8 protein-coding genes and 1 tRNA gene are annotated in these 12,177 nt (G+C 38.4%); 5 read left to right on the forward strand and 4 right to left on the reverse strand.

From position 1 onward, the window contains the following. Window positions 1–1,365: 1,365 nt before the first annotated feature. Complete coding sequence (locus RSJ42_RS03140; RefSeq protein WP_410509260.1) at window positions 1,366–2,229, reverse strand: hypothetical protein; 864 nt, start codon at window positions 2,227–2,229, stop codon at window positions 1,366–1,368. A 153-nt stretch (window positions 2,230–2,382) separates the two neighbouring features. Here RSJ42_RS03140 and RSJ42_RS03145 point away from each other — a divergent pair, with 153 nt between their 5' ends. Then, window positions 2,383–3,618: a pentapeptide repeat-containing protein gene (locus RSJ42_RS03145; protein WP_410509261.1), complete on the forward strand. Its 1,236-nt coding sequence runs from the start codon at window positions 2,383–2,385 to the stop codon at window positions 3,616–3,618. A 1,623-nt stretch (window positions 3,619–5,241) separates the two neighbouring features. Here RSJ42_RS03145 and RSJ42_RS03150 read toward each other — a convergent pair. From RSJ42_RS03150 to RSJ42_RS03160, 3 genes are all read right to left on the reverse strand, one after another. After that, complete coding sequence (locus RSJ42_RS03150; RefSeq protein ID WP_410509262.1) at window positions 5,242–5,622, reverse strand: hypothetical protein; 381 nt, start codon at window positions 5,620–5,622, stop codon at window positions 5,242–5,244. 55 nt (window positions 5,623–5,677) lie between these two features. Then, a tRNA-Leu gene (locus RSJ42_RS03155) sits at window positions 5,678–5,759 on the reverse strand. Between the two features lie 387 nt (window positions 5,760–6,146). Further along, on the reverse strand, window positions 6,147–7,187 hold the full coding sequence (locus RSJ42_RS03160; RefSeq protein WP_410509263.1) for an integrase: 1,041 nt from the start codon (window positions 7,185–7,187) through the stop codon (window positions 6,147–6,149). A 330-nt stretch (window positions 7,188–7,517) separates the two neighbouring features. On the opposite strand from RSJ42_RS03160, the gene RSJ42_RS03165 reads away from it, so the two are divergent. The 4 genes from RSJ42_RS03165 to RSJ42_RS03180 all read left to right on the forward strand — a co-directional run bounded on the left by RSJ42_RS03165 (window position 7,518) and on the right by RSJ42_RS03180 (window position 12,130). After that, window positions 7,518–7,745, forward strand: a complete 228-nt coding sequence (locus tag RSJ42_RS03165) for a winged helix-turn-helix domain-containing protein (protein ID WP_011032206.1) — start codon at window positions 7,518–7,520, stop codon at window positions 7,743–7,745. A 265-nt stretch (window positions 7,746–8,010) separates the two neighbouring features. Next, window positions 8,011–8,661 (forward strand): flavodoxin family protein, encoded by a 651-nt coding sequence (locus RSJ42_RS03170; RefSeq protein WP_410509264.1) that lies wholly within the window; start codon window positions 8,011–8,013, stop codon window positions 8,659–8,661. 122 nt (window positions 8,662–8,783) lie between these two features. After that, a complete protein-coding gene (locus RSJ42_RS03175) occupies window positions 8,784–11,078 on the forward strand; it encodes a CDC48 family AAA ATPase (RefSeq protein ID WP_410510305.1) in 2,295 nt (764 codons plus the stop codon). A gap of 488 nt (window positions 11,079–11,566) precedes the next feature. After that, window positions 11,567–12,130 (forward strand): CBS domain-containing protein, encoded by a 564-nt coding sequence (locus tag RSJ42_RS03180; RefSeq protein ID WP_410509265.1) that lies wholly within the window; start codon window positions 11,567–11,569, stop codon window positions 12,128–12,130. Window positions 12,131–12,177 lie beyond the last annotated feature (47 nt).

The raw sequence follows: 12,177 nt of genomic DNA on the forward strand, positions 1-12,177 counted from the left end.
TGCTGTGCTTTTTAGCTTGGCAGGGGTAAAAACCGTTAACAGTCTCCTTATTATTCTCCCTTTCGTCATACACAATGTATTCTATTTAATCGTAGGTCTTAGAGTACTTCTTTTCCTTAACAGAACCTAAAAAGCATTTCGTTTAACCTGATACATAGCTTTTGAGCTTTTATTTACTAACCTTTCTAAAAATTGCCTGATAGCGTTTTTAATATTTCCCCATTGCTATCTAAGCTTAAAGAGTCCAAAAAAGCATAAAAAAGCTGTTCCCGCTCTGCTTTTCTCTTATCGGTACTGCTGAATTTTGTCTTTATTGCGTACCTGGCACTTCGGGATATCTACAGCTTATGTTCTGCATGAAGACCTGTAATTACTGTCCCTCCTACAGGCTGTGCGGTGCTTTGCTCATTCCATCAGATTTGCTTGAATATCTTGAGGACAGGCTGAAGCTCAGGCTCACTGTGGGGATATCATATCCGGGGTGGACTGGTTACAAGGCCCCCGGCATAAGAAAGCGTCTTAAATCGCCTTAGAATTGTTCAACTGATTTTCCTTGCAAAAGGTCTAAAGATGGTATAGAATTGCTGATATACCATATGTATATATGATATATCTATCAAAATCTATCTATATCATCTGAAATGGTTTTATCGTTTGTTTTTAATATTTTATACTTTATATTACTAATTGGAAAGATGAAGAATTATCCTGCTTACACCTACAGGATAGTTATCCTGCTTACACCTACAGGATAGTTATTCCCTTGAAACATATATATGAAAGGCTTAAGTACGGCTACTAACTTTCGAAAGAAAGGGTTCTTAAGCCTGCCCTTTGTGGCTCACTCTTTTAAAATCTCTATTCTGTTCTTTTTGGTCTTTTTTCCCTTCCTGCCTGCATGGTCTTCTCTTTAGGCTGTTAGACTGTTAAAGAGTAGTTGATTTTTGGATAATCACAATAGTGAACTTTCCCGGATAGGGTGAAAAACTGCCCTTTCTGGATAATGGAAATGTCCCGGTCTGGCAGGATTCGATAAAAAGAAAGGTCATGCATATCAAAAGAATGCACATTCTTATTTTAGTTAAGCCTGAATAAAAGGCTGATTTTCGCCTCACTTCTTTTAAGCTTTTAAGGAAGTCAGAACGAAAACAAATACGGTTAAATCGTGTCTCAAGCTATCGGTTTCTATACTTCCTATGTGTATTTTTTGAATGGCTTTTCATTTTCCCTCGGTAATCGACCAATTAACTTATATTCATAAGTCATCAGAATGAATGAGTTTAGAAAAGCATATATGGGTAAGAGTCAAAAAAATTAAACCGTTCACTGGGAGATAACTGGGTGAATATTTTTACAGTTATCTATTTACTGTAAATCATTCATTTCTAGATATCGATCGTCCCTATATTGATCATATCTCAACTCCATCTCTCTAGATAACATACCTGATATAAAATTCGTACTAAATTCGATTGAAATTAAACCCTTATCAATATCGTAGTATCTTGTCAGAGCATTTGAAATGTCATTTTTACGTTCCAACTGGTTAGAACGACGCGAAAACGATTCAAGACTACGTTTCTCTTTTTCAAAGGTTCCAGGTGTTGTGCTAGCGGACTCTATATAATCAATGTCATCACGTACTTTCTCGATTCTTTTATTAATATCCAATGCAAGAGTTTGACTAAATTGGAGAGGACTGCACACCCTAGTATTAAAAAAAGTATTCACAGCTTCGTCAATCTTACCATCCTTTAAAATACCATGACTGTTTATAATTTCATACTTAGTAAGTATTTCGGGGACTGGCTTCGTGTAATTAAACATATAAAAAGAACTATCAAATAACTTAAGTATCACATTACAGCAGGCTTTTAAATATATTTTTGCTAAATCATTAATTATTAATTCCCGAATTATGTTCTGATGATATACCTCATTTCTAAAAAAGTGGCATTTATCATAAACATCTTTTTCCTTTTGTGTTATCATACCCTCTGAAACCAAAAAATTAGTTTTATTATTAAAATATTCATAATCTTTCAGAAGTTGAGCCCTAAATTTTCCACTTATAATTTCTTCATAATCTTCATTGTCAATAGAATATTTACTATTGATTTTTTCCCATATTGAAAGCTCAAGAGCATTATCTATCAAAATTAAAGCAAGTCTTGATCCCGTAGTTGTTTTTTTATCAATTTGAATTGTTGCCTCTTCTATTTGCTCCATGATTTTGGCTAAAATATAGATGTCCATCATGTATCTCCTTCAAATCAAATTAAGCTATTCAAAATTAACTTTGTTTGTTCATATAAATGGTAATGTTTATTTTATTTCACTATTGATTAAGAATAAAGATTATTGAGTTCGAGGATATAAGACATGGGTTCTGATGTAATCAGCATCGTTGGTGTCATTATTGGAGCTATTGGTATATACTACGCTCGTAAACAGTCTCTTACTGCTAATAACCAAACTTCTGCTCTTGAGAAAAGTACAAGTATTGAACAGGAAAGACAGATTACTGAAAGTTTCAGTAGGGCTACTGACCAGTTATGTAGCGAGAAAATGGAAATTCGTTTGGGTGCTATATCTACCCTTGAAATAATCGCAAATAAATCGGACGAATATTACTGGAGAATAATGGAAAATTTTACTGCTTATATTCGGAAAAACTCATCCACTCAAGATCAGAAAGTAAAGGAACTGGGTAAAGTACAATTTGATATTCAAGCAATTCTTTCTGTTATCAAAAAATGCAATAAACCCGATGATTTTATAGAGCCCTGTTGTTTAGATCTGCAAGACACTTATCTCTGCAAGGCCAATCTCTCAGGGGCTCTTCTTGGAGGAGCTAATCTTCAGAGAGCTAACCTTACAGGAGCTAACCTTACAGAAGCTCACCTCAATGGGGTGGATTTTTATGGAGCGGATCTAACAGGAGCTAATCTTTATAGAGCGGATCTAACAGGAGCTAATCTTAAAGGAGCTAACTTTAAAGGAGCTAACCTTAAAGGAACTAACCTTGAAGGAGCCGATTTTACAGAGACTGACTTCACTGATTATACTATTATCAAAGAGGCTAACTTTGAAGGGGCTAACCTTGAAGGAGTCAACCTTACAGAAGCTTTTCTTTGTGAAGCTAATCTTACAGAAACTCACCTTGAAGGAGCCAATCTTCAGGGAGCTAACCTTCGAGGAACTAACCTTACGGGAGCTTATCTATGTGAAGCCAATCTTAGAGGAGTTTATTTTGATAGAGTACCTGATCTTTGCTTGAAAGGAGCTAATCTTGAAAGAGCGGATTTAACATATTCTGACCTTAAAGGAGCTAACTTTGAAGGAGCTAACATTAAAGAAGCTAACTTTGAAGGGGCTAACCTTGAAGGAGCCGATTTTACAGAGGTTGACTTTGCAGAGGATACTGATAGTCCATTATTCCCTGGGCTTCACAATAAGCATAACTTAACAATTGACCAACTTTCGAAAGTAAAATCACTTTATGGGGCAACAAACTTGAATCCTGAACTCGAAACACCATTAAAAGAGAAGCATCCAGAAATTTTTAAAGAAACTGCGGAACATAAATCGTATAGAGAAAAATTTCTTCAATCATGATAGGCGTTGTAATCAAATTTTCAATTATTTTTTCTTCTAGAAAAAGCTGATCTGCACTTATCGGAGCATGTTTCTTTTTTAGGGTTTACAGTATCAAACTCTTCTCCGCAATTCTTGCATATCTTCTTAATTATCTCCGTTCCTGCTGGAGCTGTCCTTAAGAGCCTGTATTCAAGGATCTTGAAGTAATGAGCAAAAATAGAAAGGGTTTCTTTGTCCCTTCTCAGGTCTTCTATCTCTGGTCTTTCTCCTGGAGTAGTAAACGCATACCTTCAGGATCATGATGTATTTCATCGTGTTTATGGGCAGTGTTTTTTATTGGCTCTGCCTGTACCCTCTGTACATAGCCTTCTATATCGGGCTTTACCCTTTGATATGGATAGTTAGAAGGGTCTTTTAACTATCCCCTACTCTTTTCTCTTTTGTGCTCTTTTTGGCTCGATAGTGGCTCTATTATAAGGCTCTCTATACTGTTTATGTGCATGTAGTAGGGTGGGTCTTACACTCTTCTATCAGTGCCCTATATGGGCTTATACGTGCCTTTGTGCTAGGCTGTGCGGTGCTGTGTTGCTAAGATATGGCTCTGGAAGAGATTAGATTGAATCTTCCACAAGGAAGGATTCCTCTCTATGGGAGTGGCGGGAATAGGTGCACAAAAATACTTTTATTTTTATCTTTATGCTATTTTAAATCGCATGTAGATAATATATTTTCTAGAATGGAACATAAAAGGATGTGTGTGAAATCCTTATGGTGAGCCTGAGATTAAGCCAGAATTTGTATCTAAGATCTCTGATCAGATCAGCATAAAAAGTCCGGATGTTTTATCCTGCAGGGTCTGCAAGATCATTCCTCAGAGCCCACTGTTTTTGAATTATAATCAACTTTTCTTTTACTCTGTTTTTTCACTTTCAGTTCATATGTTCAAGTTAAGCCTTGTCTATTCATAGTAATTCTTTTCAATTATTTTCCCCACTTCATCTACGCCTGCCGTTTTACTATATGTTTCTACTGATAACAAAACTTCTATGCCAATACTGCCACATCTAATCCAAGGTGGGCCTAACATTGTAATTTTTTATATAATGTTAAAACTGCCTCTTTTTTGTTTAAAAATTTCAGCCAGATTTCGGAGCAAAGAAAATTTCAGAAATACCGGATTCGGTTTGGGTTTGACTCATTACCTTGCACCCTGATATCAGCCTGACTTCGACTCCGACTCTGACTTCGACCCTAACCTGGGCTCTTTTATTTAACCTCTATTTTAGAAATGGTGTGATTTTTAGTTAAAGCAACTTTTGAAAATTAACAGTTGTGCATTATCTTTGCACTAGCGTACAAAAAATTCGAGATAACTATATCCCCAAAAAAAAGAGTGCGAGAGGTGCGATTCGAACGCACGAACTCCTACAAGACCAGACTCTGAATCTGGCGACTTTGACCTGGCTGGGCAACCTATAATATTAAAGACAGAATTAAAAGTATCTAAAGGGTCAACATGAACACATGCACAGGCTTTAAGAAAACCTCATATGATTTTTATTACTGAATGCATGGTTGTTTATTAGAAAAGGGCTGAGATGGGTTGAGAATTGACATACCTTACAAAAAATGCTCCCTCTATCAAGAAGATTTTCGTTTTCTTTTAACGAGTTTACTTCCAGTGGAAGCTTCGGTGTCCTTAGTCCCGACCTGAGTGATCATATCTCCCTCAACTTTTCCGATTTTTTGAGAGATATATATTTCCTGTTTTTTCCCTTTGGAAAGTTCATCGTTTTGATTATTTGCCATGCGATTCGCGAATTCCACAGCTAACTGTCCAATTGTTTCAGGTTTCAAGAGACTTCCTGCTCCTAGAACTCCGAAAAATATACCCATAATAGGGCCTACCAAAGACACTGTATTTGACAAATTTAAAGTTGGGGCTGTCACGACGACAACGATTATCCCAATAAGGAGGAAAATCAAACCCGCAATATATCCATCAACCTTTTCTTTTTCCATAAGTAAGAAGTTCTTTCTACAAATATAAAAAATGATCTCTCAATGAAAACAAGTATATGCGAGAGGTGCGATTCGAACGCACGAACTCCTACAAGACCAGACTCTGAATCTGGCGCCTTTGACCTGGCTGGGCAAATTATAATGGTAGATAGAAATAGTAAAATCATAATAATTACTTTTAAAATTTTCTGGAAGATTCAGTGAGTCTAAAATTAATTGTTTAGTGATTATGCCTTTAATGGGATATTAAGGCAAGAATGGATAAAACATAATCGAAGTACTTTGAACAAAAACTTATAACCCCCGTGTGTGATTTTTCAGTTCAAATGGCGTAGTTTTTGCCTTAAGGCCACACATTGTCAGTGCCACACCCTGATAAATAGAATACAATGGGCATACTCGAACCTTGAACCTATCTCAAATACTTATTTATCTGGACTTCTTTTAATAAATGGTGATGAGGGTACTGCACTAAATAGAGCACAGCTTAAACTACTAAAACATTACTTTACTATTTACTGAAATTAAATCGGGAGTTTCCCGATAAGCCTACGGTACTGATTTGTCGCCTGTTGCACTTTATTGAGGTAATGTGCACTTCCAACGGTTGCAGATGCCCTGCCTTGAATGAAATCAGCTACGCTTTCTGTAATCCCTTCTTTAATCATGATGTTTAAATGCCATTTTCGAATGGTTTTTGCAGTCACACGTCCGCTTCTGATGTCTTTCATGACGCTACAATATGACTTGAGACTGCATAGTTTCCTTAGTTCAGGAATATATGAAGTAGGGAAAAATAGATGAAATGTCTTCTTTGTACCGCTTGATAAATAAGAAGTTGGATAGTGGGCAACTTCACCCTCAATAACTATATTGCGTTCATCGAAGTTTTCAAGCATTCGATGGATATGAGTTAAGCGGTTTCCCGAATAAACCAATAGACTATATATAGGTTTCATCTCTTCGGGACATTCTTCATATCCTTTCTTGATTTCCTCATCATTTACGTAAATTTCAACTACACCTGATTTTTTAATCTTTACGAAGCGTCTCCATTTCTCAAGGCTATAACCGCATACATCATCGATTTCTTTATCTTCAAAGTAATTGAATAAATTGCGTAACCCTCTTTCTTCTTTGTCTTTTAGTATAATGTCTCTAAATTGTATTGGTTTGATTATTATTTGATTTTCAAAGAATCTGATTAAGGCATTAAGATAGTCTCTTTTAGTAGTTTTCGATACATTTTTATAGTGTAACCAATCTTCAAAAGAATTTTTATGTTTGAACCAGATATCATTGAGTATAGAGCTTTTACATTTGCTTTCTTGTAGAGGGTCTGTTATCGAGGAATGAGTACTTATTGGGTTGCAATTTAATGGGTTTATTTGGTCTCCAATTAAAGGCTTAATAAGGTCGCATTTGTCGAATACAGCCTTTACACGGCGGGGATCCTGAGTTCGAATCTCAGCGGGCCCACTCGTATCTTCCTTGTTTTCTAACTTAAATATTTTATATGCCTTTTTCAAAATTCTTTTATCCTTCTTTTGAGTTTTTAATGGCAACCCTGGTCCGTCTTGTCCAGATTCTTTCTCTGATTATAATTTTTGTCTTTATTCTTAACATCGATTTATTGTTTTTTAAGTTCTTTTTTCTTTTTATCTATATAATTTTTATATAGAGGCAGTTCATATGTATCTAATGTATATAAACCGCAGGCTGAATTTTTCTTTTTAAAACTTCGTACTATATATTGTACTGATATCGTTATATAGAAAGGAGAACGATAAAGACTTAGAATCTTTGTTACCTACAAAAAGATACGCTTTAATATATTTTGGAAGCGCTAATCTTTACAAAGATCGTTTCAAATCACAGTGGGGGAGGAGTTAGTATTGAAGAGAAGAAGCAGGACAGATATCGCAGTTGATATTTTACGAGTGGCGATGAATGGGGCAAAGAAAACTCATATCGTTTATGAAGTAAACCTCAACTTTAACATTGCTCAGAAATATCTGGAAATGTTAAAAGAGAAAGAGCTTATAAGGCACGAAAACGGGGTCTTTATTACAACTGATAAAGGAAAAGTTTTCCAGGAAATGGCTAAAGAACTCAAGCTTTAAGCATCACCCTTTTTCCTCATTTGCTTTTTTTCTTAATTTTTTCTTAATTTTTTCTTATTTTTTTCTTATTTTTTCTCTTATTTTTATTTCGCTCTTTATTAACTCGCCTTCTTCCAGCAAAATAAAATAAACTGCAAGGCAGAGGCAATCCTGCAGTTTTCAGTAAAATAAGCAAAGTCTGGTTAAGTGATTAAAAATTAGTAATAATCTTTCTGAACATTTATACGCCCCCGTATATATAACGGCTTTTGGAAACATATATACTATGGCGATGAAGGCACTTTTTTTGAACTGCACACTGAAAAAATCGCCTCAGACATCGAACACTCGCGCTCTTATCGATAAAGCTGTGGATATTTTTAAAGAGCTTGATGTTGAGAGTGAGGTAATAAGGGTTGTTGACCATAACATAGCTTTTGGAATTTCTTCGGATGAAGGGGAAGGTGATGAATGGCCCCTTATACTTGAGAAAATAAAAGCCTGTGATATCTTTATTATGGCAACTCCTATCTGGTTTGGGGTTCTCTCCTCTGTATCCAAGATGGTAATTGAGAGGCTGGACGGGACCTATGCTGAAGCAGATCCCGAAACCGGGCAGTACCCTCTCTACGGAAAGGTTGCAGGAATCATCGTTACAGGAAACGAAGACGGGGCACACGATGTATGTTCTACCATACTTTTCAACCTTACACACCTCGGATGCACAGTGCCTCCTAACGCGGATTGTTACTGGGTAGGGGATGCGGGACCAGGGCCCAGTTATATAGAGGCAGGAGGAGAAAAACACCTTTATACTAATCGTACAGTAAGATACATGGTAAATAATCTTACTTATTTCGCAAAGCTTCTCAAAGAAAATCCCATTCCGACCAGTTTGAAAAAGCTTGACGAGGAGGCAAAAAGGGTGAGTAATTAAGGCTAAATTTGCATATTAAGCGCAAATCTCTTTATTTTTCAGAATCCGGTACTTTACTGGAGAGGCGTTCTGGGAAATGCTCCAATAATAAATATTCTACTTAAAGACATGGGGGGTATTATCTGACTGACGGGGATAAATCGATTATAAAACTTAAAGTTGCAGAGGCCGACCAACGGGACGTAGGAAAAGGGATTGTCAGGATTGATGAAAAATTCAGGGAGAGACTGGGCCTGAAACCCTTTGATGTTGTGGAAATCAAAGGTGGAAAATCAACTTCCGCTCTTATAGGCCGTCCCTATCCCAGTGATTCCGGGCTTGATATCGTTCGTATGGATGGGCTTATCCGTATGAATGCGAAGACCAGCATAGGGGAGTACGTGGATATTCGCAAAGCCGACTGGAAAGAAGCAAAGACTGTAACTCTTGCGCCTGTAGCCAAAGGAATGCAGATTTATGCTCCGAGTGAGACACTTAAAGCCGTATTTATGAACCGTACGGTTTCAAAAGGGGATTTTATTTCCACTACAAGCCTTAGAAGATCCAGGGAAAGGGAAACTTTTGGTAAAGGGGTCATGTTCGAGGACTTCTTCCAGGATTTTTTCGGGCAGGGCTTCGGTCAATCTTTCGGGCTCGGAGAAATAAAACTGCAGGTGGTTTCGACTACCCCTTCCGGAATAGTGAAAATAACAGACATGACTCAGATAGAGCTTTTACCGGAAGCAACAGAGATCACTCCGGAGCAGAATATCCCTACTGTAATGTATGAAGACCTTGGGGGGCTCAAGGATGCCATTGGCAAGGTAAGGGAAATGATAGAGCTGCCTCTGAAGCATCCCGAACTCTTTGACAGGCTCGGAATAGATGCTCCTAAAGGCGTGCTGCTTCACGGGCCTCCGGGGACGGGCAAGACAATGCTAGCAAAAGCGGTTGCAAATGAGTCGGATGCTTATTTCATTTCCATTAACGGCCCTGAAATCATGTCGAAGTACTACGGGGAATCCGAAAGGGCAATAAGGGAAATCTTTGAGGATGCAGAGAAGAATGCTCCTGCAATTATTTTCCTTGATGAAATCGATTCGATTGCCCCCAAAAGGGCTGAGGTCACAGGTGAAGTGGAAAGAAGAGTGGTCGCCCAGCTTCTGTCCCTGATGGACGGGCTTAAAGCTCGCAAAAATGTGATTGTTATAGGGTCAACCAACCGCCCGGAGGCCATAGATATTGCACTCCGCCGCCCTGGCAGGTTTGACCGTGAGATTGAGCTCAGGGTTCCGGATACCGAAGGAAGGCTTGAGATTTTCCAGATCCATACAAGAGGAATGCCTCTTGCGGATAATGTAAACCTGATGGACTTTGCTCAGATTACATACGGTTTTGTAGGAGCCGATATTGCTGCATTATGCAGGGAAGCAGCAATGAGTGCACTGAGACGGATTTTACCCAAAATTAACCTCAATGAGCCTGAAATCCCGAGTGAGATCCTTGATTCCCTTCAGGTCACAAGGGAAGACTTTGAAAGTGCCCTGAAAGATGTCCAGCCATCCGCTATAAGAGAAATCCTTATAGAAGTCCCGAACGTGGGCTGGGATGATGTGGGCGGGCTTGGGGAGGTAAAAGAGCTCCTGAAAGAGGCTGTGGAATGGCCGTTGAAAAGCCCTGAATCTTACAGGGACATAGGGGTTGAGGCTCCCAAAGGTGTTCTCTTATACGGCCCTCCGGGTACTGGAAAGACCCTCCTTGCAAAAGCCATTGCACACGAGTCAGATGCCAATTTTATTACAGCAAAAGGAAGTGACCTTCTCTCCAAATGGTACGGTGAGTCCGAAAAAAGGATTGCTGAGGTATTTACGCGCGCAAGGCAGGTCGCTCCTTCCATAGTTTTCCTTGACGAGCTTGACTCTCTTGCACCCGTACGCGGCGCTTCTACGGGCGAGCCTCAGGTCACAGCAAGAATCCTTAACCAGCTCCTTTCGGAAATGGACGGGCTTGAAGAGCTCAGGGCTGTTGTTGTAATCGGGGCAACCAACAGGCCTGATATGATAGACCCAGCTCTTCTCAGGCCAGGGCGTTTTGATGAACTCATCCTTGTTCCTGTTCCGGATGAAGGAGCCCGAAGGGAGATTTTCAGGGTCCATACCGAGAATATGGCTCTTGCGGAAGATGTTGATATTGAAAAACTTGTTTCCCTTACGGACCAGTATACAGGTGCGGATATTGCAGCTATATGTAAAAAAGCGGGGAGGCATGCTCTCCGTGAAGACCTTCATGCAAAAAATGTTAAACAAAAACATTTCCTTCAGGCAATTGAAGAGACCGGGCCTTCTGTCACTCCGGATACCATGAAATACTACCAGGCAATAAAAGGCGAACTGAGGAAGAGAAAATCAAAGGAAATAGAAAGTCCCTATTACATCTGAACCGGATTACCCTGTCAGAGGAAATTTTCTTTTCTATTCTGTTTTTACTCTAATTTCTGTTTTTTTACTCTATATTTCTGTTTTATTCCTTGGTTTTTATTTCTATTTTATTTCTTGATTTGTCGTCACTGTTTTATTTCTCTCATCTCCGATCCTTATTCTATTCCCTCGAATTATTTTATTATAAATGGATTCAGCTTAAGCTGGTTATTTATATGGAATTCAGCATTTAACTTTTTAATTTTATGCTCTCTGCTTTTTCATCAATTTCTTTCTTTTTTATTCATTAAAAATCAATTTTTTAATACCGTTTTATAACGCATTTACTTAAAAAGCAGCTATTTTCTGATGGAACTTCCCGTTAATAAATTGTTTCTGGGAACATTTACGGAACCGTACCAAGCGACTTTGAAAATAATTTATATATAATCTCTTAAAATTATGTTAACCAATGACGTTAAATATCATAATTACTATCGGTAATATATATGCAGCTTCCAACACCCGAAGATCTTAAAAAAAGAAGAAATGAACTCGGGCTTACCCAGAGCGATCTGGCTAAAAGGGCAGGTGTAAGCCAGCCACTAATAGCCCGCATAGAATCTGGAGATGTAGATCCACGGCTCTCAACAGTCAGGAAAATCCTTGATGCATTTGAGGAAGCTGAAAAGGAGCGGCAGATTATTATAAAGGACCTGATGCATTCCCCTGTGCTGCATGTTTCTCCTGAAGACTCTGTAGAGGAGGTCGTAAACCTTATGCACGTTCATGGTTTTTCCCAGATTCCCGTGCTTGATAAGGGTGTTCCGGTTGGAAGTGTTTCGGAGGATATGATTGTAAAACTGATGGCTGAGAGCAAGAAAAAATCTATCTCTCAGTTGAAAATTTCAGGGATAATGGGGGAGTCGTTCCCGACAGTATCTCCCGGGATATCAATCTCAGTAGTTTCGCATATACTCGAAAGTAATCCTGCCGTACTCGTAGTAGAAAAAGGAACTGTAGTTGGTGTTGTAACCAAACACGACGTGATGAAGCTCCTTCAGGGACAATGAGCAAATTCCTTTTTGTTTTCCCTGAGTGCAGGAATCTGAGATTTGGC

Origin of the sequence: Methanosarcina hadiensis (assembly GCF_046529725.1) — an archaeon.
Taxonomy (GTDB): Archaea; Halobacteriota; Methanosarcinia; order Methanosarcinales; family Methanosarcinaceae; genus Methanosarcina; species Methanosarcina hadiensis.